18 protein-coding genes are annotated in these 25,989 nt (G+C 64.7%); 10 read left to right on the forward strand and 8 right to left on the reverse strand.

What is annotated here, in order from left to right; all coding sequences use genetic code 11:
• Positions 1-40: 40 nt before the first annotated feature.
• The 5 genes from K9F62_02625 to K9F62_02645 all read right to left on the reverse strand — a co-directional run bounded on the left by K9F62_02625 (position 41) and on the right by K9F62_02645 (position 5,807).
• Positions 41-1,246 (reverse strand): iron-containing alcohol dehydrogenase, encoded by a 1,206-nt coding sequence (locus K9F62_02625; GenBank protein UJX43109.1) that lies wholly within the window; start codon positions 1,244-1,246, stop codon positions 41-43.
• A 401-nt stretch (positions 1,247-1,647) separates the two neighbouring features.
• Positions 1,648-2,139 (reverse strand): hypothetical protein, encoded by a 492-nt coding sequence (locus K9F62_02630; GenBank protein UJX41614.1) that lies wholly within the window; start codon positions 2,137-2,139, stop codon positions 1,648-1,650.
• Between the two features lie 384 nt (positions 2,140-2,523).
• Positions 2,524-4,080, reverse strand: coding sequence for a DHA2 family efflux MFS transporter permease subunit (locus K9F62_02635; GenBank protein ID UJX41615.1), 1,557 nt, complete (start codon positions 4,078-4,080; stop codon positions 2,524-2,526).
• Between the two features lie 51 nt (positions 4,081-4,131).
• Positions 4,132-5,340: an HlyD family secretion protein gene (locus K9F62_02640; protein UJX41616.1), complete on the reverse strand. Its 1,209-nt coding sequence runs from the start codon at positions 5,338-5,340 to the stop codon at positions 4,132-4,134.
• Positions 5,337-5,807, reverse strand: coding sequence for a MarR family transcriptional regulator (locus K9F62_02645; GenBank protein ID UJX41617.1), 471 nt, complete (start codon positions 5,805-5,807; stop codon positions 5,337-5,339). Before K9F62_02645 ends, K9F62_02640 begins: the two co-directional genes overlap by 4 nt.
• A 141-nt stretch (positions 5,808-5,948) precedes the next feature.
• Between K9F62_02645 and K9F62_02650 the strand changes: the two genes are divergently transcribed.
• Positions 5,949-7,235, forward strand: coding sequence for an Nramp family divalent metal transporter (locus K9F62_02650; protein UJX41618.1), 1,287 nt, complete (start codon positions 5,949-5,951; stop codon positions 7,233-7,235).
• Between the two features lie 87 nt (positions 7,236-7,322).
• Here K9F62_02650 and K9F62_02655 read toward each other — a convergent pair whose 3' ends face one another.
• Positions 7,323-7,583, reverse strand: a complete 261-nt coding sequence (locus tag K9F62_02655) for a hypothetical protein (GenBank protein UJX41619.1) — start codon at positions 7,581-7,583, stop codon at positions 7,323-7,325.
• Between the two features lie 775 nt (positions 7,584-8,358).
• On the opposite strand from K9F62_02655, the gene upp reads away from it, so the two are divergent.
• The 7 genes from upp (at position 8,359) to K9F62_02690 (ending at position 21,853) form a co-directional block, all read left to right on the forward strand.
• Positions 8,359-8,985: a uracil phosphoribosyltransferase gene (upp, locus tag K9F62_02660; protein UJX41620.1), complete on the forward strand. Its 627-nt coding sequence runs from the start codon at positions 8,359-8,361 to the stop codon at positions 8,983-8,985.
• Positions 8,986-9,012: 27 nt separating this feature from the next.
• Entirely contained in the window at positions 9,013-10,284 is a 1,272-nt protein-coding gene (locus tag K9F62_02665; protein ID UJX41621.1) for a uracil-xanthine permease family protein, read from the forward strand.
• Between the two features lie 639 nt (positions 10,285-10,923).
• Positions 10,924-12,606, forward strand: coding sequence for a glycosyltransferase (locus K9F62_02670; GenBank protein ID UJX41622.1), 1,683 nt, complete (start codon positions 10,924-10,926; stop codon positions 12,604-12,606).
• Positions 12,603-14,573: a hypothetical protein gene (locus tag K9F62_02675; GenBank protein ID UJX41623.1), complete on the forward strand. Its 1,971-nt coding sequence runs from the start codon at positions 12,603-12,605 to the stop codon at positions 14,571-14,573. Before K9F62_02670 ends, K9F62_02675 begins: the two co-directional genes overlap by 4 nt.
• 4 nt (positions 14,574-14,577) lie before the next feature.
• Complete coding sequence (locus K9F62_02680) at positions 14,578-19,449, forward strand: tetratricopeptide repeat protein (protein ID UJX41624.1); 4,872 nt, start codon at positions 14,578-14,580, stop codon at positions 19,447-19,449.
• Positions 19,422-20,516, forward strand: coding sequence for a glycosyl hydrolase (locus tag K9F62_02685; protein ID UJX41625.1), 1,095 nt, complete (start codon positions 19,422-19,424; stop codon positions 20,514-20,516). Before K9F62_02680 ends, K9F62_02685 begins: the two co-directional genes overlap by 28 nt.
• 194 nt (positions 20,517-20,710) lie before the next feature.
• The gene (locus K9F62_02690) at positions 20,711-21,853 is read left to right on the forward strand and encodes a polysaccharide deacetylase family protein (protein ID UJX41626.1); all 1,143 of its coding nucleotides are present in this window, start codon (positions 20,711-20,713) and stop codon (positions 21,851-21,853) included.
• A 156-nt stretch (positions 21,854-22,009) separates the two neighbouring features.
• Here K9F62_02690 and K9F62_02695 read toward each other — a convergent pair whose 3' ends face one another.
• Positions 22,010-23,056, reverse strand: coding sequence for a GGDEF domain-containing protein (locus tag K9F62_02695; protein ID UJX41627.1), 1,047 nt, complete (start codon positions 23,054-23,056; stop codon positions 22,010-22,012).
• 193 nt (positions 23,057-23,249) lie between these two features.
• Here K9F62_02695 and K9F62_02700 point away from each other — a divergent pair, with 193 nt between their 5' ends.
• Together K9F62_02700 and K9F62_02705 are read left to right on the forward strand one after the other, a co-directional pair.
• Complete coding sequence (locus K9F62_02700) at positions 23,250-23,591, forward strand: STAS domain-containing protein (protein UJX41628.1); 342 nt, start codon at positions 23,250-23,252, stop codon at positions 23,589-23,591.
• A 216-nt stretch (positions 23,592-23,807) separates the two neighbouring features.
• Positions 23,808-24,980 carry a GNAT family N-acetyltransferase gene (locus tag K9F62_02705; GenBank protein ID UJX41629.1) on the forward strand — a complete coding sequence of 391 codons (1,173 nt, stop codon included), beginning with the start codon at positions 23,808-23,810 and terminating at the stop codon, positions 24,978-24,980.
• Positions 24,981-25,221: 241 nt separating this feature from the next.
• Here K9F62_02705 and K9F62_02710 read toward each other — a convergent pair whose 3' ends face one another.
• Complete coding sequence (locus K9F62_02710; protein ID UJX43110.1) at positions 25,222-25,791, reverse strand: cyclic nucleotide-binding domain-containing protein; 570 nt, start codon at positions 25,789-25,791, stop codon at positions 25,222-25,224.
• Positions 25,792-25,989: the final 198 nt, after the last annotated feature.

The following is a 25,989-nucleotide window of genomic DNA, read 5'->3' on the forward strand; positions in this document are numbered from 1 at the left end:
TTTCGGGGGCGACACCGACCACAGCGACAGCGGGAGGCGGCTACGATTCGAGGGCCTGGTGGAACAGGCGGGACACCAGATCCGCGTCGGCCCGGACCGGGGAATAGGGCAGCAGCATGCGCGCCAGCGACGACTTGAGCACCAGCCGCGACAGCGCCGGCACGTCGGCACCGGTGAAATAGCCCCCGATGCCCGTCGGTTGCCCCACGGCCACGAAGAATTCCTTGAGCCTGTCCACGGCCAGGCGGGCCTCGCCGGGCACGCCGGTCAGTTCCGGGGCGATGGGGGCCAGGATATCGGCCAGGATTTCCGGCGCGGCGGGATACAGGGCGCGCAGCACGGCCGGCAGCAGCATGCCCAGGCCCTCGCCGTGGGGGATGTCGGCGCAAAGCGCGGCCATGGCATGCTCCAGGGCATGGGGCAGATGCGGCATGCCGCCGTCGAAGCCCATGCCGGCGATGGCCGAGGCGTACATGAGCCAGTAGCGGGCGGCCAGGTTACCGGGTTGGGCAATGGCCGTCGGCAGGCATGCGGCGATGAGGCGCACCGCCTCCCGGGCCAGGGCCACGGCGTAGGGCGAGGCCCCGACGGCCGTGGCCGCCTCCAGGGCGTGGGTCATGGCGTCGATGGTCGACGAGACGGTATGCCGGGCCGGCAGCGAGATCGTCAGCGCCGGGTCCTCGATGGCGTAGACGGGATAGAGCAGGGGCGAACGCAAAGCCGGCCGGTGCTCGCCGTCGGTCGGGGCCATGGCCAGGGCGGTGCATTCCGAACCGCCGCCGTGGGCGGTATTGATCGCGACGATGGGAGCGGCGGCCGTGACGGGCACGCCCTTTTCCCAGAAATCCGCCGCGCCCCGGATGGGATGGCGCAGCAGCACGGCCACGACCTTGGCCGTGTCGATGACGCTGCCGCCGCCGATGGCCAGCACGGCCTTGGCCTGCATGTCCCGGCCGCGCCGCGCCGCCGCCTCGCAGCTGGAGAAGGTGGGGTTGAGCCGCACCCCGTCGAAATGCTCGAAGGCCACATGGCGCTCGAGCATGGGCCGGACCGTATCCCAGGCCCCGCTGGCCGAGTAGGCCGTGGCGTCCGTGACCACGAGCACCTTGTCCCGACCCGCGGCCGCCATGTCGGCCAGGATATCGTCCAGGCCACCGAGCGCCCCGACACCGCAGGTGATCCTCGGTGCCGTCGGCCGCAGCACAAAAACTTTGTGGATATCGATCTTTCCTTCCCAGCCGCCCATGATCCGCCTCGCCGGTTCGGGTCCGGCCATGCCTGGCGCGGCACGCCGGGTTTCTCTGCATCAATTCCCGTGCCATCGTGATTCGCAAATTATTGCAATGTGTTATCCAAAACGTAGCACACCAGGCCAAGACAACCCTTCCCGCAACGCCCGGCAAGGCCCCCACCAGCCCCTCCCGCAGGCGCGCCAACAGCCGCCAGCCGGGGATTCGCGCCCATGGGTAAAGAAGAAACACCCCCCTGCCGCACCTGGGAATTAATGACCCGTTTTTCCCATAAGGAAATCTATTGCCCAAAAAAATACCGCGGCTTCGTCCGGTTTGACGAAGCCGCGGCGTTTTTTGGGCGCACGAGCAAGGGTGCGGCCCGACCTGCGCCGGGCCGTGCCCGCGACGGAAAGCTCTACGGCGCCACAGTGGTGGAGCGGGTCACGGTGCCGCTTTGTCCCTGGGGGCCGGTCGAGGTGGTGGTGTTGGTCCAGGTCTTGGTGACCGGGTCCCACTGCCCTTGCGACGTACGGTTGACGCTGGCCCCGCCGGGGCCGGTGGCGGTGCCGCTATGGGTATAGCCGCCCGGGGTGCGGGTGGTGGTGGCATTGCGGTTGACCGTGGCGCCGCCGGGGCCGGTGGTCGTGCTGCCCGTGTTCCAGGTCCGGGTGGCCGGGTTCCATTGGCCGGTGGAATTGCGGGTGGCGCTCTGGCCGCCGGGGCCGGTGGTGGTGGCACTGCGGCTGTAGCCGCCGGGCGTGCGCACGGTGGTGGCCTCGTTGGTCACGGTGCGACCGCGGGGACCGGTCGCCGAACTCTTGCGCCGGAAGGCATGGCCGTTTCCGGATTCGATCAACATCAGGCCGATGAACAAAACGATCAGGGCGACAAGGCGGATGGCGTTCATGGGAGCGCTCCTCGTTGTTGGCACGGCTTGGTTGCAAAGGGTGCGCGCCGAGGGCGCGCGGTGCTCCATGCTGTCCTCCTACCCTACTAGCCAGGATCGTGCCAAGCCTTACCCGCCCCAAACATGGCCAGGGGCCTCATTGACGCCCGGGCGCAAGCAAGGCGAAGGCGGCCTTGAGCTTGCGGACAAAGCCAGATGCATCAGGCTGCTGAAAAGGTTCGAGTGCAAGACGCAAAAAAACTCCAAGACCGACGCGTAGATAACTACGCGAGGGTTTGGAGTTTTTGAAGCAACGCAGCAATCGGGCCTTTGTCGGCAGTCTGAAGGCCGCCCGAAGGCGGCCTTGAAGGGCCGGCGTATTGCCGAAATGTCGTCGATTCGACCTCAGTCCGTGCCCGCGTCCAGCTTGGCGCCCATGGGCGGCTTTTTCATGATCCACATGAGCACGGCCAGCCCCATGAACATCATGGCCTGGGCGTGGAACACGTCGCAAAAGGCCATGGCGTTGGCCTGCTGGAGCATGAGCTTGTACAGGGCCGCCCCGGCCATCTGCGAGGCGTCGTAGAGCCCCAGCGACTTGGCCGCCAGGTAGCTTTTGATCTGCTCGAAGGTCGACTGGTAGGTCAGGTTGTAGGGCGTCATGTTCTCGATCAGCCGGGCCTGGTGGAACTGGGCCCGGCGGGCGAGCAGCGTGGTGACGAAAGCCACGCCAAAGGAGCCGCCGAGGTTTCGCAGCAGGTTGAACACGGCCGAGGCGTTGTTCATGCCCTTTTTGGGGATGAAGGCCATGGTCAGGTAGGAAAGCGGCACGAAGAAAAAGGCGATGCCCACGGCCTGGATGTTGCGGGCGGTTATGGCGGTGCCGAGGTCGATGTCGAGGGAAAAGCCGGCCATGTTGAAGAGGGAATAGGCGCTGACCAGCAGGCCCACGAACAGGATGAAACGGGCGTCGACCTTCTGGGTCAGCTTGCCGACCACAGGCAGGATGACGAGCATGATGAGCCCGCCCGGGCCGAGCACCACGCCCGACAGAAAGGCCGTGTAGCCCATGAGGTTTTGCAGGTAGAGCGGCAACAGCACGATGGCCCCGAAAAAGGCGAAATAGCCGAAGAACATGACCACGTTGCCCATGGCGAAACTCCGGTCCCGAAACACCTTGAGGTCGACGATGGGATCCTTGCGCATCAGCTCCCAGACCACGAAGGACGTCAGGCTGATCGCGGCCACGACCGAAAGCGTCAGAATGAAGTCGTTGTTGAACCAGTCGTCCTGCTGTCCCTTGTCGAGCACCACCTGCAGGCTGCCAAGCCCCAGGCTCAGAAGGGCCAGGCCGATATAATCCACGGTGTCGCCCTTTTTGCGCCGCTCCAGGTAGTCCGGGTCCTTGATGTAGAGCCAGATGAGTACCATGGCCAGCATGCCGACGGGCACGTTGATGTTGAAAATCCAGCGCCAGGAATAGTTGTCCGTGATGTAGCCGCCAAGGAGCGGGCCGAGGATCGGGCCGAGCACCGCGCCCATGGCGAAAATGGCCATGGCCAGCCCCCGCTCCTTGGGCGGATAGGCCTCGAGCAGGATGGCCTGGGACATGGGCTGGAGCCCGCCGCCACCGACACCCTGGACGATGCGGAAAAAGATGAGCATGCCGAGGCTCGTGGCCAGCCCGCACATCATGGAGGCGATGGTGAAGACCACGACCGAGAGCATAAGATAGTTGCGCCGGCCGAAGATCTTGGAAAGAAAGCCGCTTATGGGGATGACGATGGCGTTGGACACGAGATAGGACGTGAGCACCCACGTCACCTCGTCCTGGCCGGCCGAAAGACTGCCCTGAATGTGCCCCAGGGCCACGTTGGCGATGGAGGTGTCGAGGATCTCGATCAATGTCGGCACCATCACCGCGAGGGTGATGAGCCATTTGCTGGGGACGCGCTCTGCCATGGCCTCGTGCCGTGTCCTTGAAAAACAGTTGCGAAAATACGGACCGCGACACTAGTCGGTGTGAATGGTGGGCACGACGCTCATGCCCAGGCGCAGCTTGGGCAATTCCCCGTTTTCCTTGTCGAAAACGATCTTGACGGGGATGCGCTGCACCACCTTCACGTAGTTGCCCGTGGCGTTTTCCGAGGGGAAAAGCGAAAAGACCGAGCCCGTGCCGGCCATGATGGACTGCACATGGCCCGTGATCTCGCGCCCGGGGTAGGTGTCGACCTCGATGGTCGCCTTCTGGCCGGGATGCACGTGCTTGAGCTGGGTTTCCTTGTAGTTGGCCGTGACCCACAGCTCTTCCGGGTCCAAGGGGACAACCGTCATCAGCGCCTGGCCGGCGGCGACGAGCCGCCCGGATTCGATCTGCTTCTTGGTCACGTGGCCGGCCACCGGGGCCACGATTTTGGTGTACTTGAGATTGAGCTCGGCCTGCCGGACCTTTTCCCTGGCCAGATCCACCTTGGCCCGCTGGGCCGCCGCCTCCTTGGTCTGGATGACGGCCTGATCCTCGCCGGTCTTGGCCAGGGTGATCTGGGAACGCAGCCGCTTGATGCTGGCCTGGATCGATTCCACGCCTTGCCCGGCCGCCAAGACTTTGGCCCGAAGCGCCCGCAGTTCGGCCTCGTGGCCACGGCGCTTGTTCTCGATGGCGTCCAGGTCGGACTGGGACACCACGTCCTGGTGGCGCAACCGGCTGATGCGGGTGTAGTCCAGCTTGTCCTGGTCCACCTGGGCCTGGATCTGGGCCACGCCCTCCTCGGCCGCGTCGCGTTCCTTGACGGCCTGGTCGAGGCTGCGCTGCTGCCCTTCCAGATCGGCCTGGGCCGAGGCCACCTTGGAGGAGGTCTGGGAGCGCTGCAACGGCACGCCGAGATCCAGGGCGGCAAGCGAAGCCTCGGCCGCGGCCAGATCCGCCCTGGCCTGGGCCAGGGCGACTTTGTAGTCGGTGGGATCGAGGGTGACCAGCACGTCGCCCGGGGCCACCAACTGGTTGTCCTCCACCGGCACCATCTCGACGTAGCCGGCCACGCGCGGCGTGATGGGATGGACCTTGCCGTCGATAAACGCGTCGTCCGTGGACACCAGCCCCCGCACGTACAGGTAGTAGCCGAAGCTGCCGATGACGGCCACGGCCACGGCCGCGATCAGGATGCGCTTGCGCTTGCCCGGCGTCCCATCGGGTTTGTGCTTGGGACGGAAAGAAAACTTCATGGTTTGTCCTTTGCGTCGAGGATGGCGTCCAGGCGCGCCTCGATGCGACCGAGAGCGGATTTGAGGCCCCGCTCCTCGTCTTCCGTCACATCGACGAAGACCTCGGCGGCGTAACGCCGCACCAGCGGCACGAGTTTTTGCACCAGCGCCTCGCCGGCCGGAGTCAGAAAAATGCGCTGGCTGCGACGGTCCCGGCTGTCGCGGCGGCGCACGAGCAGCTTTTTCGCCTCCAGGCGGTCCAGGATCCGGGTAATGGTGGTCTTGTCCTTGACCGAGCGTTCGCCCAGGCCGCACTGGGTCAGGCCCTGGGTCTCGAACAGGCGGTAGAGCACCACCCACTGCTCCGGGGTCACGTCGCAGCCGGCAGCCACAAACCGCCGCCGCAGCCCTATCTTGAGCCTGGCGGCGGCATGGCCGATGGCGTAGCCCACGGCGTTGTCCATATCGAAAAAGAACGTGTCATCCATGGCGGCGGTCCATATAGTTGTCGCGCTGACAATATTCATGACAACCATTGCCGTCAAGAAAAACTCCCGCCCATTCTTGCCCCCGCCTGCCGCTTCTGTCAGAGTTTGCCGTGGATTTTACCGCCATGGGGAGACGTAACAATGCATCCGCTTAGGCAACTTACCCGGGCCATCGGCGACATGGCCCATTTTCGCGACCGGGTACGCCCGAGGCTCACGGCCCTCGAGATCTTCAAGTACGTGGGGCCGGGGCTGCTCGTCACGGTCGGCTTCATCGACCCGGGCAACTGGGCCTCCAACGTGGCCGCCGGCTCGGAGTTCGGCTACCATCTGCTGTGGATGGTGACGCTATCGACCATCATGCTGATCGTGCTCCAGCACAACGCCGCCCACCTCGGCATCGCGACCGGCCTTTGCCTGTCCGAAGCGGCGGTCAAGCACATGCCGCGCCCGGTCGCGGTCTCGGCCCTGGGCACGGCCGTGGCCGCCGCCGTATCCACGGCCCTGGCCGAGCTTTTGGGCGGGGCCATCGCGCTGCGCATGCTCTTCGGCCTGCCGCTTGCCGTCGGCACGCTGCTGACCCTCGTCGTGGTGCTGTGGATGCTTTTTTCCAAGTCCTACCGCCGGCTCGAGCGCTACATCATCGGCTTCGTGTCGCTGATCGGGCTGTCGTTTATCTTCGAGCTGTCGCTGGTGCACCTCGACTGGGGCGCGGCGGTTACGGGCTGGGTGGTGCCCACCCTGCCGGCCGGGTCGTTGCCCATCGTCATGAGCGTGCTCGGCGCGGTGGTCATGCCGCACAACCTCTTTTTGCACTCGGAAATCATCCAGAGCCGGCAGTGGAACCTGGACAAGCCGGAAATGATCCGCCGTCAGCTCAAATACGAGTACCTGGACACGCTTTTTTCCATGCTGATCGGTTTTTGCATCAACAGCGCCATGATCCTGCTCGCGGCGGCCGTGTTTTTCACCCATGGCACCGCAGTCGGCGAACTGGAGCAGGCCCAGTCCCTGCTCACGCCGCTTTTGGGCCCGTCGGCCGGGATCATCTTCGCCGTAAGCCTGCTGCTGGCCGGCGTGGCCTCGTCGGTGACGGCCGGCATGGCCGGGGGCAGCATCTTCGCCGGCATCTTCGGCGAGCCCTACGACATCCGCGACAGCCACTCGCGCCTGGGCGTGGTCATCACCCTTGTCGGCGCGGCCGTGGCCATCCTGTTCGTGGGCGACCCGTTAAAGGGGCTCATCTGGTCCCAGATCGCCCTGTCCATCCAACTGCCCATCACCATCCTGCTGCAAATCGGCCTGACCTCGCGCAAAGCGGTCATGGGCGAATACGCCAACCGGCCCTTCACCAACGCCGTCCTGATCCTGGTGGCGGCGGTGGTTATAGCGCTCAACATCATGCTGCTCATCGACATCCTGGGCTAAACGGCCCGCAACGCAAAGCGCCGCCGGCCGGACGCGTCTGATGCATCCGGCCGGCGGCGCTTTCCCCTCACACAAAAGCAGCCGCGCTTACTTCTTGGCTTTCTTGGCCTTCTTGTGGGCCTTCTTGGCCTTGACCGGGGCGGCCTTGTCCGGGCCGGGGTAGTTGGCGACCATGCCGCCGAGCTTCATGCACTCGCCAACCGAAGCCGTCATCATGGTCTGACCGCCGACGTTGCATTCCCAGGACTTGGGAGCGACCTTTTTGTGGGACTTGCCCTTTTTGGCGAAAGCCGGAGCGGCGGACAGGGCCAGGGTGAGCGCGGCAACCAAAACGATGATCTTTTTCATGGGAACCCTCCTCGAACGGATCATTTTTCGCGTAACTATAACGCCCCGTGTGGGAGTGCAAGCAAGGCGGCCGTATCCGAAGGACACCATGCTGCACGTCCGGGAAAAATAGAGCCAGGAAGACATATGGTACGCAAACAACATGGGAAAGCATCGTCTGTTGCAGATAAAATTCCCCGGAAAATTCGAACAACCCTTATGTTTTTCCAAAACAATAGCCTGGAATAATCTAAAATGTCACAGATATCCTACGGAAATAAATTCAATCCGAGCCATCCATGCGAGAAATCCATCACATTTTTTTTGTTTCCACCCGGAATACTGTGGCGAGAGGACGGGATGCAGAAGGCCCTTGCCGCAACGGAAAGGGCAGCGGAAAAAATAGGGGTTTCCCGGCAGCGGACGCGGCCGCCGGACGCCCCCCGGCCCAAAACCTGGACCCCAAACGCGCCGGCCCAAGGATAAAGCCGTCGCCGCAGCCGAAATCGGGCGGCCTGGGCCGCGTCCAGGCCTTGCCCTTCGCCCAAAAATCCGTAAACGATGCGGGCCGCGCTTGCGAAAGGGCCTTTCGACCCGTCGCCCTTCGCGAAACGTTGCGAGCCGGGTTTGGCGAACGCGCTGCCGCCCGGAATGTTGCCGCAAAGCCATGGTCCCGCCCGCCGCAAGACACCGTCCGTGTCGTTTTCATGGCGGTGCGGCCCGCTTTTTTATAAGACGCTGTAAAATTACGGCGGAATTCCCCAGCCGCCATCCACCCCCAACCGAGGAGTGCGCCATGCCCGTCACCATCGTCGATCATCCCCTGGTGCGCCACAAACTTGGCCTGTTGCGTGAAAACGGCATCAGCACCAAGGATTTCCGCGAACTGGCCGGAGAAATCGCCCGGCTTCTCACCTACGAAGCCACCAAGTCCCTGCCCACGGAAAAAGTCACCATCAACGGCTGGGCCGGCCCGGTCGAGGTGGACCGCATCGCCGGCAAGAAAATCACCGTGGTGCCCGTGCTGCGGGCCGGCGTCGGCATGATGGACGGCGTGCTCGACATGATCCCCGGCGCCAAGGTCAGCGTGGTCGGCATGTACCGCAACGAGGACACCCTGGAACCCGTGCGCTACTACGTCAAACTGGCCAAGAAGATCCACAAGCGCCGGGCCATGATCCTCGACCCCATGCTGGCCACCGGCGGCACGCTCATCGCCACCATCAACCTGCTCAAGGAAGCCGGCTGCCGCAGCATCCTGGGGCTGTTTCTGGTCTGCGCCCCGGAAGGCCTGGCCAAGCTCGAACGTGAACACCCGGACGTGGCCGTCTACACCGCCGCCATCGACGAGCGCTTAAACGAGCACGGCTACATCCTGCCCGGCCTCGGCGACGCCGGGGACAAGATTTTCGGCACCAAATAGCGGCCCCACGGCCAAAAGGAGAAGGTCATGGCCCCGATTCGGCCGGGTAGTGATTACAACTTGCGGGCGCGGGACATCCCCGTGGGCGCGCAGATGCTGTTCGTGGCCTTCGGCGCCCTGGTGCTGGTGCCGCTTCTGACCGGGCTCAACCCCAACGTGGCCCTTTTCTGCGCCGGCGTGGGCACGCTCATCTACCAGGTCCTGACCAAGGGCCGCATTCCCATCTTCCTGGGCTCTTCCTTCGCCTTTATCGCGCCCATCATGTTTTGCGTCAAAACCTACGGCGTGTCGGCGACCATGGGGGCGCTCGCCGCCGTGGGCGCGGTCTACGCCGTGGTGGCCGTACTCATCCGCCTGCGCGGCGTGGGCATCCTGTCGCGCCTTTTGCCGACCATCGTCACCGGCCCGGTCATCATGGTCATCGGGCTGATCCTGGCCCCGGTCGGCGTCTACATGGCCATGGGCAAGACCGGCGACGGCGCGGCGGCGCTCTTCCCCGAACCGACCGCTATGACCGTGTCCTTCTTCTCCCTGGCCGTCACCGTGCTCGTGGCCATCTACGGCCGGGGCATGATACGGCTGGTGCCGATCCTGTGCGGCATCGCCGCCGGCTACCTCCTCAGCCTCATCCTCGGCATCGTGGACTTCACCCCGGTCATAAACGCCCCCTGGTTCGCCGTGCCGCACTTCGTCGGCCCCACCTTCAGCCTCGACGCCATGGTCATCGTGGTGCCCGTGGCCATCGCCCCCATCATCGAACACTTCGGCGGCATCCTGGCCATCGGCCAGGTGACGGGCCGCAACTACCTGGAAAACCCGGGCGTGCACCGCTCGCTCATGGGCGACGGCGTGGCCACCGCCCTGGCCGGGTTTCTCGGCGGGCCGCCGCTGACCACCTACGCCGAGGTCACCGGGGCCGTGGCCCTGACCAAGATCTACAACCCGGCGCTCATGACCTGGGCCGCCCTGACCGCCATCTGCCTGGCCTTTGTCGGCAAGCTCGGGGCCCTGCTCCAGACCATCCCCACCCCGGTCATGGGCGGCATCATGCTACTGTTGTTCGGCACCATCATGGTGGTCGGCCTCAATTCCCTGGTGCGCGAGGGCGCCGATCTGATGGAGCCCCGCAACATGGTCATCGTGGCGCTCATCATCGTCCTCGGCATGGGCAAGATGACGTTTTCCTTCGGCGGCATGCACCTGGAAGGGATCGGCCTGGCCGGCGTCGCCGGCGTGCTGCTCAATTTCGCGCTGCCCCATCCCAAACGCCGGGAGGCTCCGGACCGCGACAGCGCCTAGACCCCGCATGGCACGGCGAATGCAAGGCATAAGGGCAATCGGAGGTTGCCATTATGTTCATCGATAAAGTCATCCTTGCATCGACCGTGGTTGCCTGCTGTTTGGCCCTTTCCTGGCTGGCCGACATGTTCATGAATAACAAACACGCCGATTAACGGACTTATACATTCCCTCCCCAAGCCGTGACCGGACGGACGGGCCCCCCGTCCGGTCACGACCACTCCTCCCCCCCATCCTCTCCGCCTTCCCCCCCGACTCCACGACTTCGTGACGCCGGTTTCGGTTTGCGTCCGCTTCGTCCGAAAACGCCTTCTCCAAAGCCCGAGCTTGGCCCAGCCATTGCACATAACATGAAAAATTGGTTATACGTGGCAACATTTGGACGATGGCAGCCTTTTATCGGGAAAGGCGCCGAACATGGCCAAGCAATTGGAATTTATTACTAACAAACCGATATGTAAGACTATTTTACCATAGCTTACGAGTATGAAAAGCGGACATCTTGCAGGGCGAAGGCCCGACCGATCGGCAGCGCGGCGAGAGGCCCCGTGAATAAAAAATTAAAAAAATAAAACGCCAGGCCGGCCCATACCGCCAGAGACGGCCGGCAGCCCAGCATTCGATCCAGGGAGTAAGCAAATGCCGCAAGTGGAAGTGTTTCCTCGAGAAAAACCCGACAGGCGCTTTCTGCCGGATATTCCCACCAAAAGCGCTTCCCGAAGAAGTTCCGACACCCGCTATTTCTCCGAGGGAAAGGTCGACGTCTACTCCAGCAACGGCAAGTACCGCTATTGCTCGGGCCGCATCATCAACCTGTCCGAAAGCGGCATGCTCATCGAGCCCGACCGCAAGCTGCGCGTGGGCGACAAGGTGGTGCTGCGCTTCTTCCTGGCCGCCGGGACCATGCCCGAAGGCTACGAGTCCTTCGTCAAGCTGCCGGCCCGGGTGGTGCGTCTCGACGCTTCCCTGGGAGGCGCGGCCTTCACCTTCGAAAAAAACCTCACCGAATACCTGCGCCGCCGCCGCTGGCGCTACTTCGAAGCGGCCTCGCTGCTCGGCATTATGCTCACCCTTGTCGGGGTGTGGTTCATCAAAAAGGAAAGCATCTTCTACTTCTGGTTCGACGTGCCGATCTTTCTCTACGGCCTGTGCGCGCTTTTCTACCTGCTCTCGCGGTTTTTCTTCGCCGCCCTGTACCGGCCCTACCCCGTGGACCCGCAGTTCACCCCCTCGGTCACCATCGTCATTCCCTGCTTCAACGAGGAGGAATGGATCGAAAAGACCGTGCGCGGCTGCCTCAACCAGCAGTATCCCGAGGACCGTTTGCAGTTGATCGTGGTCGACGACGGCAGTTCGGATGGCACCCTGGCCGTGCTCAAAGAGGTCCGGGACAAGATCTACGACGAGGTCGGCGAACGCTTCACCATCCACGCCTTCCCCAAAAACCGGGGCAAGCGCCACGCCATGGCCGCCGGCGCGCGCATGGCCACCGGCGACATGGTGGTCTTCGTCGACTCCGACAGCTTCCTGCAGCCCCTGTCCATCTTAAACGTGGTCCAGCCCCTCAAGAACCCCAAAGTGGGGGCATCCACCGGCCGCTGCGAAGTGGAAAACAAGTGGACCAACCTGCTGACCAAGATGCAGGCCGTGCGCTACTTCGTGGGCTTTCGCATCTTCAAGGCCGCCGAAAGCATCTTCGACACCGTCACCTGCCTGTCCGGCCCCCTGGCCTGCTACCGGCGCGACGTGCTCATGCGCTACCTCGACGCCTGGGAGCACCAGACCTACCTGGGCCAGCCGGCCACCTTCGGCGACGACCGCAGCCTCACCAATTTCGTGCTGACCAGCCATTACGCCGTCTACCAGCACTCGGCCGTGACCCACACCATCGTGCCTTCCACCTACCACACGTTTTACACCCAGCAGATGCGCTGGAAACGCTCCTGGCTGCGCGAGAGCCTCAAGGCGAGCCTGTTCATGTGGCGCAAGGAACCTTTCATGGCCATCTCCTTCTACCTGGGCCTGCTGTTGCCGGTGTTGGCCCCGTTCGTGGTGCTGCGGGCCTTCATCTTCGTGCCCGCCGCCTACGGCGTGTGGCCCATCACCTACATCGCGGGCGTTTTTTTCATGAGCATGCTCATGTGCACCTCGTACCTTTTTCTCAAGCGCTCGAACCTGTGGCTCTACGGCGTGCCGTTCTGCTTTTTCTACCTCACGGTGCTGTTGTGGCAGATCCTGTGGGCCCTGCTCACCTTCTGGCAATCCAACTGGGGCACCCGGCCTTCCTCCCATGACACCCATGACGCGGGGGAGATGTCATGAGAAAGTTCCTGCGCTACCTCTTCCAGTACGCCATCCTGGCCGTCGCCGGCTTCCTCATCTACCAGACGGCCTTCAAGCGGGACACGCCGCCGCAGCACCACCGCGACCAATGGACCCAGCGCGAGGGCTTCATGGCCATCTCCTACGGGGGCCTGAGCCTCGACGAGAAGTCCAAAACGCTCACCAGCAAAAAACGGCTGCGCGAGCAGCTTTCCGCCCTGGCCAAGGCCGGCTACCAGACCGTCACCACAAAGGACGTAAAGAACTTCTACGACGCCGACGGGCCGTTGCCCGACAAGGCCCTCTACCTGATGTTCGAGGGCGGCCGCAAAGACAGCGTCCTTTTCAGCCAGCCCATCCTGGTGCAAACGGGCTATAACGCCTCGCTCTATCTTTCCGGCGACGTGGTGACGGGGTGGAACCGCTTTTTCGTGCGCTCCGACGAACTGCGCAAGGTTGCGGCCAATCCCTTCTGGGACGTGAACTCCATGGGTTTCCATTCGAAGCTCATCAACGAAACGCCCGAGGGCGGGTACGCCTACTACCTGACCGCCCGCCTCGACGCCCGGGACGGCAAGCCCGGGGAGACGCCGGAAGCCTTCGCCGCCCGGGTGGCCGCCGATTACAAGCAGGCCTACGCCACCATCACCGACGAAACGGGCAAGCCGCCCCTCGGCTATCTCTTCATGCCGGCCAACACGCTCGGCGTGAGCCTGCCGCCGGCCATCGCCGCCCCCAACGACGCAGGCCTCGACCGGTATTTTCCGGTCGCCTTCACCCGGGTGGGCGAATCGTACAATTCCCGGCAGGCCGATCCCCGCCGGCTGGCCCGGTTGCAGATCGACCCGACCTGGAGCCCCGACCGCCTGTTGCTCGAGATCGAATCGCGCCTGCCCAGAAGCAGCTTCCTGGATTTTTCCAACTCGGTCCTGCGCGGCCTGTGGCAGGTCGGCACCGGTGCCATTACGGCGAACGGCCAGGGGCTGACGCTGGCCAATCCGGCCGGCAAGGACGGCTTCGCCCTGCTTCGCGGCACCGAAGGGTTCGAGAATTTCCTGTGCCGGGTCAAGGTCGTGCCCGCCCGGGGCGGCGCGGCGCTCATCTATCTGCGCTACCGCAACAGCGGCTCCTACGTCCGCATCCAGGTCACCGAGGACCAGGTCATCGTGCGCGAGAAAAACGAGCATGCCCTAAACACCCTCGTCAACTACGTCCTGCCCGTGGACCAGACCGGCCCGGTGGACCTCGACTGCTGCGTGAAAAATAACCGCCTGCTCATGCGCGTCGGCGGCAAGGACATAAGCCCCTACCCCATCCCCCTGACCGCCGGCACCGAGCGGGGCAGCTTCGCCCTGGGCGCGCTCGGCGAGAAGGGCGAGCACAAGGCGGCCTTCAGCGACCTGCGCCTGACCACCTTCCCGCCACGTTGGCTTGCGGCCCCGTCCCTGGCCGACGCGTCCCTGGACAACGTGCGCACCCTGACCGCCATGGTGCTGCCGGCGACGACCCTGACCGCCGATCCGGTGACCAATGCCGCCGCCCTGGTGACCGTGGCCGCCAATGGCGTGATTCCGTTTCTGGATCTGCACGAAGCCGACCCGGCCAAGGTCGAAGCCGTCGCCACCTCCGTGGCCTCGGCCCCGGCCTCTTTGATCATCGCCAAGCTGCTGGGCGGGTTCGTGTTGTCCCTGGAGGATTTTCCGGATGACGCCGTGCTGACGCGCCTGGAAAAGCGGCTGCGCGAAAAGGGCTTTGCCGTGGCCCTGCGCGTGACGCCTCCGGCCAGGGAGCGCCTGTTTGCCGCCGAGAATCTGCCGCGGCCGGACTGGCTGCTCTTCGATATGCCGCCGCTTGCCGACGCCGAAGACATGACCAGGCTCGCCAACCGCTTCGACAAATCGCGGATGCTTTTTCGAACCCCCGGTCCGGATCCGAAAGGGGCCGTCTATTACGATGTGAAGGAATAAGGCCATGCATATCCGGTTTCTCCTCCTCCTGGCGTTGCTTCTTTCCGCCCCGACCCTGACCCTGGCCGCCGACGCTTCGGTGGTGACCCTGCTGCAGCAATCCCAGCAGGCCCAGGCCCGTGGACAGTACGACCAGGCCTTGCAGCTCGTGGAAAAGGCCTTATCCCAGGACCCGGCCTATCCGCCCCTGTGGACCCAGAAAGCCTCGTTGCAGATCACCAGGAAGGACTATGCCGGGGCCGTCGACACCCTGGCCGTGGCGCGCAAGGTGGAGCCGGACAACGTCATGGCCAACACCCTGACGCTGACGGCGCTTCTGCGCCTGGACGAGCAGTCCGGGGGCAAGGACCCGGACCTGGCCCGCTACCTGGCCGGCGTCAGTGAAAAGACCAGCGGCGTGCTCATCCTCGACCTGCTCTCCAGGCCCAATGCCAAGGCCGACCTGACGCGCTTTCTCGCCGCCTGGAAACCGACCACGAACCGGGACAGGCAGGTGGCGCGCCTCGCCGCCGGCTACGCCGCCGGGGACGCGACGGCCATGGGCGAACTGGCTGCTGCCGACGATGCGGGGCCGCGCAAGGACGTTCTGGCCGCGCTCCAGTTTTACGCCGGCAAGCGGATGCTCGGGGAAAACAACCTCGCCCTGGCCCAGACCCTGCTCGAAAAGGCCCTGGCCGGCGGCTACGACGAGGTGGCCGTTACCGGCGAACTGGGCTGGGTGTTTCTCGACCGGGGCGAACCGGCCAAGGCCGCCGACCTGTGGGAGAAGGACTGGCGCAACGCCCCGGACGTGGGCCGGTGGGCCAGCTGGATCGCCGACGCCCGGCTGACGGCCAAGGAGTATAAGAAAGCCAGCGAGTTTCTGGCCACGAGCCTCCAGTTCGACCCCAAAAATCCCGTGCTCCAGGGCCGCTACATCATGGCCCTGCGCGCCTCGGACCAGGCGGATGCCGCCGCCGCCTTCGAGGACAAGCTGCGGGGCGAGCCCGACCAGGACGGACTCCATTTCGGCCTGGCCCTGACCGCCTGGAACAAGGGCGACCTCGCCGTGGCCTCCGGGGAGATGCGCCGCATCAAGAATCGCCGGCCCTTCCGCGGCCAGTTCATCGACCTGGCCGACGCCATGACCGCCACCATCGGCAAGACCGGCGACGCGGAAAAGACCGTCAAGGAAGTCGAGGCCTTAACCGAGGGACTCGACACCCGGGCCTCCATCCTGCGCGACGTGGGCTGGCGGCTGTGGGCCGCCAACCGCCCCGACGCGGCCCTCGGCATCTGGAAAGTCTCCCTGAAGGAAGGCCTGCCCGCCGGCGATCCGCTCCTGGCCCGGGTGGTGCCGCTGCTGCTCGAAAGCGGCAAGCAGGGCGCCACCATGGCGCTGCTTAAGACCTATGCGCCCGAGGTTTCGCCCCTGGGCCTGGCCTGGACGCTCGGCGCGGTCAACCGCTGGGATCTGGTCGGCAACGTGCTTCAGGGTCAAAACTACGGTCCGTACGGCGAATTGCTCACGGCGCTTGCCGCCCTGCGCAACGGCCAGGAGAACCTGGCCCTCGAAAAACTCCACGCCCTGGCCGTGCTGCCGGCGGACGGACTCGGCCAGTCCGCCGTGACCGGGTTCAATGCCGACGGCAAGCTCGTGCGCGTGGCGTTCTCCCCCCAGCTTGCCGGCAAGCTCTATCTGCGCATCGGCCGCGCCCTGGTCGACGCCCAACTCGGGGACGGCTTTTTCTTCCTGACGCCCCCGGCCTGGGCCAAAAACCTGCCGCCCAAAGCCATGGGCGCCATTCTGGCCGACGCCGGCAAGGTGATGTGGGACGTGGGCCGCATCGCGGAGGCCGCCAACTTCCTGGAAGCCGCCCTGGCCGACGATCCGGAGCAGAACGAGGCCCGGCTCTACCTGGCCCTGGCCCGCAAGCGCCAGGGGCGCTCCGACGACGCCGACCGTCTCCTGGCCGAGGCCATCGCCAAGGCCTCGCCCTTCGACCGGGAATACGCCCTGGGCGAATTCGCCTTCCTCGACGGCAAGGAACAGGAGGCCCTGGGCCATTTCCGCAAGGCCCTGACCCTGGCCCCGAACGACGACCGCATGCGCCTGCGCGTCATCTCCCTGCTCGCCGCCGGGAACAATTTCACCGCCGCCCGGGAGTATGCCGCCTGGTACGAGGCCAGACTGGCCAAGGGCGACCGCGCCGTCTTCGGCACGGCGGCCGTGGTGCGCCTGGAGATGGGCGATCCGGCCGGGTCCGAATCGCTGTATCGCGATCTGCTCGCCCGCGAGCCCAAGTCCTCGGACTATCTGGCCGGCCTCGGCCGGGCGCTCAACCGACAGACCCGCTACCAGGAAACCGTGGACGCCCTGGGCAAGGCCTACGCCGCCAGCAAGTCCCCGGTGCTCGGGGCCATCGTGTGCGAAGCGCTCATGGGCCTTGGCCGCTACGAGGATGTGGTGACCGAAGCGGCCCTCGGTCTTGCCGCCCATCCCAAGGACCGGGAGCTTTTACGCTATGCCGCCGAGGCCACGGAATTCACCCGGGACCTGCCGGCCTGCGAGGACTATGCCCGCCGCGGCCTGGCCCTCGACCCGGATTCCCTGAACCTGCAAAACCTGCTCGGCCGGGTGCTCCTCGACCAGGAAAAATTCCCCGAGGCCAAGGAACAGTTCGAGGCCATGCTGGCCAAGAATCCCGACCACCTCTCGTCGCTTCGCGGTCTTCTCAGCGTCTACCAGCTGACCGGCAAGGAAGCCGAGGCCTACAAGGTGGCCAAGCGGCTCCACGCCGCCGCGCCGGACGACGCCGCCGCCAACATGAAGTTCGCCATCGCCGCCGCCGCCGACCACCGCTTTCGCCCGGCCTATCCCACGCTGGAAAAGCTGCGCGAGTTCGGCCCGGGCAGCGGCGTGTTGTGTCTCTATTACAGCGACGTGCGCGACGCCGACGCGCCGGGCAAGGTGCGCCTGTCCCAGATGGCCGCGCATCTGCGCGCCCTGGCTGAACAAAAAGGGCAGTTCCTGAGCCTGGCGGAGCTGGCCGAGCGCCCGACGGGACAGGCCGCCCGCGACCACAAGGACACGGACACCGCGCCCCAGGTGCTCCTTCTCGTCGACCGCACCGACACGGCCGTGCTGGACAAGATCGACATCCTGCTGGCCGAGGTCGGCGGCAAGGCCGTACTCGTGGTCGGCGGCGAATCCCTGGTGCCCGCAACGCCCTATCTGCCGGACGCGGGCGAAGTGGCCCGGCTCGTCGGCACCGGCCGCTGGTCCCTGGCCCTGACCGACCACAATCCGCCCTATGTGACCGGTCCCGGCGGCTACGCCGTTCCGCTTTGGAGCGTGGCCGGCGCGGCCAAGGGCGTGACGGACAAGGCGGCCATGGAAACGCGGCTCACCGAACGCTTGAAGGCCCTGGACCCCAGCGGCGAACTTTTGGGGCAAAAGCAGCCCGTTTTCTTCTACCCCGGCGGCAACGCCCCGGACGAACTGCTCGTGGCCGACGCCGCCGCCCGGGGCGCCTACACCAGCGTGGTCGACCAGCACTTTCCCCGGGCCTTCAACCTCGCGCCCGAGGGTTTCTGGACGCCCATGGCCAATCCCCGGCTGACCGCCGCCAAGGCCGTCTCGCCGCGCCTCGACGTGGCCGGCCTCGAAAACTACCTCAACCAGGCCGACCCCATGCACCAGGTTTCCCTGGAGCTGGCCAAGGTCTATTCCTGGCAGGAACAGCTCGGCCAGGCCGACAACTATTTCCAGGAAGCCAAGGAACTCAAGGCCAGGCCCGAAGAGCTGGCCTACAATCATGCCGTCAACGCCTACTACGAGCACGACGACCCCGTGGCCGTGCAGCTGGCCGAAAAGGCCGTGGACCTAAGCCCCGATTCCGAGCGCGCCGCGACCCAGCTCTTTCGGGCCAAACTGCGCACCCGGCCGAGGGCCGAAGCGTCCGTGGATACCTGGTGGGACAGCGACAACCGACGCTACTGGTGGTATGGCTTAAGCGGCGAGGTGCATCCGCGCGACGACTTCATGGTGTACGTGCGCGCCGGCCGCATCGAATGGTCCATCGACAGCTACCAGCGCCGCGGGCAGCTGATCAAAGCCGTCAACAACGCCTATGCCAACGGCTATCTCGATCCCCAGGACGCCTACAACGTCTTCAATTCGAGGCATACCCAGTACCTAAACGGCGAGGACCTCACCCTGGGCGCGCGCTGGTTCTTCCGACCCGAATACTGGATCGAAGCCCAGGGCCAGCTCACGAACACCGAGGACGGCCCCGGCACGTTCCCGGGCGGCCAGGTCACCCTCCACGGCCCCATCGCGCCCAAGGGCGTCAAGGTCGACGGCATCTGGGAACTGCAAGGCGCCCATGAGCGCATCGACACCGTGGAGGCCATCTACGCCCAGATCATGGCCAACCGCCTAAGCCTCTTCACCCACACCCGCCTCCTCGACTTCTGGGACCTCTTCGTCAGCGGCCACGCCATCTCCCGCACCGACGGCAACAACACCGGGTCCGTGGACGGCCGCCTGTTGCGCCGCCTGTTCGAATATCCGATGTTCTCGGTGGGCTACGCCTTCCAGTTCGCCAACAGCGACCGCAACCCCATCGAGTACTGGGCGCCCCTGGACCTGGCCACCCACCTGGCCTACGCCAGCTTCGGCTACTCCCCCACCCGCTGGTACAACCTCAACGGCAGCGTGGGCTACGGCCCCTCGCGCGACCGCGACAACGACTGGCGCAACATCTGGCGCGTCAACGCCGGCATGGACATCACCATGAAAGAGCGGTTAAAGCTCTCTATCAAGTACTCCTACTTCAGTACCCCCACCTATAACCTCAATGAAGCATGGGCCAGCATAAGTTATATATTCTAAGGGGAACTCCCGGCGAAAGCCGGAAAATCCCCCTCGCGTCGACCCTTCTTGCCGCGCTGGCCCTGGCCCTTGTCCTTCTGGCCGGGCCGGCCCGGCCGGCCATGGGCCAGACCGGACGGCCCACTGACAGGCTCACGGCCTGGATTGCCTACTGGGACCTGCCCCGGGGCATGGCCGAATGGCGGGCGCATCCCGGGCTTTTCGACACGGTGCGGGTCTTTGCCGCGTCGTTTAACGACAAGGATCAGCCGTACCTGGCCCCGGAATGGGAAGCGCTCTTCCACGGCGACGTGGAGCACGCCTTCGGCCGCACCCCGGCCTTTTTGACCGTGGTCAACGACCTGACTCCGCCCTCGGGCAAAAACGCCAAACTCAAGGACCCGGCGCTGGTCAAGCGGCTGGTCTCCACCCCGGCCGCCCGGGCGGCCCATGGCGACGCCCTGATCGCCCTGGCCAAACGCTCCCGTTTCGCGGGCCTCGAAATCGATTACGAAAATATCGCAGCCGATGACTGGCCGGCCTTCCTGGACTTCATCCGGGAGCTCTACCAGCGCACCAGCCAGCAAGGACTCGCCCTGTCCGTGCTGCTCCAGCCCCAGGCCCGCTACCTCGGCAAGCCGCTGCCCGTCGGCCCCCAATACCTGCTCATGGGCTACAACCTCTTCGGCTCCCACTCCGGCCCCGGCCCCAAGGCCACCCCGGCCTTCCTGGCCGATCAGGCGAACGCGCTGCGCGCCATCGGGGCGCTTTCCGCCACGGGGCTGGCGCTGTCCACCGGCGGCTTCGACTGGACCGAAGGCAAATCCGCCGTCCAACTCGACGAAACCGCCGCCGCGACCTTGCTGGCCCGCAAGAAAGTCCCCTCCACACGCTCCGCCCCCGACGGCTACCTCGTCAGCCAATACCGCGACGCCGAGGGCAAATCCCACGAGATCTGGCACGCCGACGCCCAAACCCTGTCCACCCTGTGGCAGGCCGCCCGCGCCGCCGGTTTTTCCCGCCTGGCCATCTGGCGCCTCGGCGGCAACGCCCCGGGCCTGTTCGACTGGCTGCAAAGTTTGAAGTGAAAAGAGGGGAAGAGAATGCGAGAGGGGAAACCCTTTGAAAAGGGGGGTAGCCCCTCTCGCGCTCTCCCCTTCCTAAACTTTCCAACAGGTTGTGGGAGACAACGCCTTTTTAAAAGGCTTTCTTCCGGCTTGTTTTTTGAAAAACAGCCCCTATGAATGAGTTTCATGGATACACAGAACCGGAGGATATACCCATGCGCCCGCGCATTACCGCCGCCCTTGGCGGCTTTTTCCTTATAGCGTCCATCCTGTTGGCCGCCTGCCCGCCCCAGGTCGCCGCCCAGGGCCTCACCAGCGCCACCAAGGGAGTGCCCCTGCCCGGCAAGGGCCCCCGGGCCTACCTCGCCATCGTCATCGACGACCTGCCCAACCTGGCCCTCTGGTCGAAACTCGCCAGCGACAGCGACGCCTACGGCATCAAAACCACCCTGGCCGTCAATACCGCCAAGGCCACCGCCGACGACTACGCCGTCATGGCCAAACACGTGGCCAACGGCCACGAGATCGCCAACCACACCCGCGACCACGTGCCGGTGGCCCCCGGCGACGTCATCCGGCTGCGCTACTACAACCCCGCCGCCAAATCCGCCTATGCCGCCGTCGACCCGGCCGCCGCCAAGCTGCGCATCTTCGTCAACAACAAGCCCGAGCCCGTGGCCGAATACGACCTGTCCGAAAACGGCCCCACCCCCAACCTCAAAAAGCTCGTCGAGGCCCTCAACAATACCCGCGGCGTCACCGCCGAACTCGGCGACACCTACTACGCCAATATCCACGCCGCCTTCCTGTCCAAAAACGACAAGATGGACATCTTCTTCAAAAACGGCCTGGTGCCGCTCTACGTCGATATTCCCCAAAATGCCCGCTACGAGATGGAAAACGGGAAAAAAGACATCGAGGCCGGACTCCCCGGCTACAGCTGCACCTCCATGGTCTACCCCTTCCTGGTCACCGACGCCGTCTCCCGCAAGATCACCGGCGAACTGGGCTTGAACATCGGCCGCGTCGGCCCGGCCGGCAACGTCGCCCTCGGCTCCCCCGACGGCTACAACCTCTACCGCGTCTTCGCCGAAAAACCCCGCGACCTCTTCGGCACGAACCCCGCCAGCCCCGAATTCAAAGCCAAGCTCGAAGCCTTCCTCAAGAAACTCGACGAGGTGGGCGGCGTCGGCTGCCTCTACTCCCACGGCCCCGGCGAATTCACCAATGAACAATGGGAAGCCCTGCTGCCCATGCTGGCCAAACACAAGGAAATCGCCTTCGTCACCCTGCGCGACTTGGCCAAATACGTCACCACCACCGCAACGCTCAAAGACGGCAGGTACTATTTGAAATAGGGCGTCAGGCGAAAAAGCGGGGGCTCCGCCCCCGCTTTTTCGCCCACCATCCCAACCCGGAAAAGGGAGGTCCGGAGGGCATAAGCCCTCCGGCGGGGTCAGGGGCAGAGCCCCTGTCCTGTCCTGCCCTGTCCTGCTGGCTCGCTCGCCCGCCCGCTACGGCCTGACGTAGACGCGAACCTGGTTGCGGCCGGAGGATTTGGCCAGATAGAGGGCTTTGTCGGCTGCGTCGACAAGGTGGGCCACGCCGCATCCGGGGCAATCCACGAGCAGCTCGGCCACGCCGATACTGACGTTGATTTTGATGCCCGAGGCCAGGATCTGGCCGTCGGGGTCCCGGATGACGAAGTTGTAGCGTTCGATTTTGCGTCGGATGATTTCGGCCAGTTCCTCGGCTTCTTCCTTGCCGATATCGGAGAGGGCCACGGCGAATTCCTCGCCGCCGTAACGGGCGGGGAAAATATCGCGGTCCTCGAGCTGTTTCATTTCCTCGGCAAAGCCTTTGAGGATGGCCCCGACCACGACCAGGGCCTGGTCGCCGATGCGGTGGCCATGCTGGTCGTTGAAATTTTTGAAGTGGTCGATGTCGCACATGAAAAGGGACAGGGGGCGTTGTTCGGCCTCGGCCCTGGCCACGACCTTTTCGATGTGGTTGTCGAAGGACCGGCGGTTGTGGATGCCGGTGAGGGAATCGGTCAGGCTCATGGCCACCATTTTTTCGGCGTCCTCTTCGATGAGGGTGGCCATTTCCTTGAATCCGCGACGGATGGTGCCGAGCATGCGTTCCACGTCGCCGCCGGATTCCACGGCTTCGACAGTGACTTTTTCGAGCTTCTGCACACCGCCCTTGTGCTTGAAGAGCGTGTCCTGGAATTCCTGGACCAGGGCGGCGGTTTCCTGGAGCGTGCGGGTGATGGCCAGATTCCAGGGCGCGCTCAGGATGCGCTCGTTGGCCTTGATGACTTCCTGGAATTTCGCCTCGGAGAAATCCCGGGCTTTGAGCACTTCCATGCCCAGGGCCTGCAACTGCTCTTTTTGTTCGTTGTCCAGGAAATCGTAATTCTTGATGCTGCGCATGTAGAGGATGAGCCCCCGCCATTTGGAATCGCGGGGCACGCCGACCCGGTCGAGCATGGCGCAGACCGAGTCGGAACAAGCCTCTGGGGGAGACACGCCGTTGCGTTGACCGGGGTCCTTGTTCATGGTGTGTGTTGCACCTCCGGCCGCCCTTTCTGGGCTTCCAGGCGGCCCGATCCGTTCTCTTGCGCGGCTCTTCCCTGATACACACAAGCGCCGCTATTCGGAAGAGAAATATTTGCAACTATATGTCGGGTTGCCCCATCCCTGGCCCCATGGTAAACGCCAAACGTCGCCTTTCTGGCGCATCGGAGGCTCCATGGATTTGATCGCTACCCAGCACGGCCCGGTCACGCTGGTGGCCGGACTGCCCAAAACCTTTGACTACACCGTGTGTCCCGATTTCCAGCGGTGTCTGGCCCCGCATATCGAGACCGTGCCCAAGGTTCTGGTCATCGACCTTTCCGGCGTGGAGTTTCTGGACTCCAGCGCCATCGGCTCCCTGATCACAGTGCGCAACCGGCTGCTGCCCGAAGGCGGCAGCGTGGCGCTATGCTCCATAGCCGACGGCGTGGCCAAGGTGCTGCGCATTACCGACCTTGGGAAGGTATTCGCCATTTTCGACGATGCCGATGCCGCGTTGGCCGCGCTGACCGTCTGATCGCCGATCCCCCCGAGGCCGATCTTCTGCCGGGGATGCCTGCCGCGACGCCGACGCGCCTGGCGCATCCGCCCACTGCCCGGGAGGACTGTCGTGCGCTTATGCCCCCTCCGCTTCCGGCGCATGGCTGGGCGCGGATCGCGGCCGGTGATCATTATCCGTCGTCCGGCCCCGCCGCATGATGACAGAACGCGGGGAGCGGCGTATGATTCCGCAATGACCGTTCCTGCCGACCAACTCACCATGCGCTTTGTCCGCTCCATGAGCGAGACCGCGCAGCCGGAATGGGACGCCCTGGCCGCATCCCTGGAAACGCCGTTTTTCGAGTGGGCCTGGCTCAAGCTTCTGGAGGATTCCGGCAGCGCTTCGCCGGCCAAGGGATGGTACCCCAACCATCTGCTCGCCCATTCCTCGGGCAAGCTCGTGGGGGCCATTCCGCTCTACCTCAAATGGCATTCCGACGGGGAATTCGTTTTCGACCAGCTGTGGGGCGAGGCGGCCAGCCGGCTCGGCCTGCCCTATTATCCGCGCCTGGTCGGCGCCAGCCCCTTCACCCCGGCCACGGGACTGCGGTTTCTGATGGACCCGCATTGCAACCAGGTGCGGTTGTCGCGGCGGCTTTTCGAGTCCATCGAGCAATACTGCCTGGGCAACGGCGTCCAGGGCGCGGCGTTGCTTTTCACCGAACCGGAGTTCGCCGCCTCGTCCGAGGACTTCGGCTTCACGGCCTGGCGGCATCAGGGCTATTTGTGGCGCAACCGGCAGTACGGCGACTTCGATGACTTCCTGGCCACGCTCAACACCAACCGGCGCAAGGCCATACGGCATGAACGCCGGGCTCTGGCCGAAGCGGGCATCGAGGTGCGGGTCGTTTCCGGCGCGGAGATCCCGGACACGTTTTTCCCCATCATGCGCGAGCTCTACGACAAGACCAACGCCAAGTTCGGTCCCTGGGGCTGCCGTTACCTGACCCCGGAATTTTTCGAGGGCCTGCCCGCCGCCTTCCGCCATCGCCTGGCTTTTGCCGCCGCCTTCAAGGCCGGACGGCGCGATCCGGTGGCCCTGGCCCTGCTGGCGCATAAGGACGACATCCTGTTCGGCCGCTATTGGGGCGCCTTCGAGGACATCCCGTTTCTCCATTTCGAGCTGTGCTACTACGCTCCCATCGCCTGGAGCATCGCCAACGGCATCACGCGCTACGACCCGGGCATGGGCGGCGCGCACAAGGCCCGGCGCGGCTTTGTCTCGATTTCGAGCTACAGCAGCCACCGCTTCTTCGACCCGCGCATGGACATGATTTTCCGCACCCATATCGACCGGGTCAACCAGCTGGAAAAGCACTACATCGACGAGCTCAACGAACTGTTGCCCACCAAGCGCCAGGGGTAATAATCGCAGGGGGAATGCCTCCGGCGGCCAAAGGGCTCCCACCCTTTGGAATCCCTTAAGGATTCTTTTCTGTTGCTTCTCGTTGCTGCCGATTCCAGGAAATACGCCCCCCTTCCCAACCATCTCCCCTTATAGAAGTTTTTGAGGGTGGGGGTCCGGGGGAGGGAGTTTTTTTTCAAAAAAACCCCTCCCCCGGAATCTCCTTCCCCCTCCTCTCCTCCACTCCTTCTCCCCACTTCCCTCAAAACCGCCTATCGAGCAATTGGCGCAGGACGGCCTCGTCGTCGGTGGTATCCAGGCTTTCGAGTTCGTGCCGCAGGGTGGCGATGGCTTGCCGCTCGGCCGCGATATGGGATTTAAGCTTCTCGCGCCGCTCCCGGATGGCGGTGAAAAGTTCGGCCTTGCGGGCATTGGCCGATCCCAGGCGCTTGGCCACCACCCCGGCCAGACGGCGGAAGATGCGGATGAGAAAATCCTCGCGCTCCGGGCTTTCCAGAAAATCCACATAGCCCATATCCACGACCAGGCAGTCGGTCGGGGCATCGGCCATGACCGTGGCCGTGCGCCCCTTGCCGAGCACAAAGCTCATTTCCCCGAAGACCGCGCCGGGCTCGGCAAGAACCGCGATTTCCCGGCCGTCCCGCAGCACCCGCACCCGGCCGGATAGGAGCAGGAAAAAGGTCTTTTCATAGTTGCCCTGCTCCAGCACGACCTCGCCCTGGCCGAACAGGCGTTGCCGCACCGCGCCGCTCGTCACGAGCCGGGCGAGGTCCGCCTGCGAAAAATCGTCCCACAGCGGCAACGCCCGCATAAGGAAAATCAGCCGCGCCGCATCGGCGTCCTCAAGCTCGATCACGTTCCTCTCCGATTGGCTGCCGTGGGCACTGGCCTATTCCCGCCATTGATCCCGCCAGGCGTCCCGACGCCGCACCCGGGTTGCCGGGTGAAGCATCATCACATATCCCCGCAGTCCCTGGAAGGCCTGCCTGGGCACGAACCCTTGTGGCTA

Origin of the sequence: Desulfovibrio sp. JY, from assembly GCA_021730285.1 — a bacterium.
Classification (GTDB): domain Bacteria; phylum Desulfobacterota; class Desulfovibrionia; order Desulfovibrionales; family Desulfovibrionaceae; genus Solidesulfovibrio.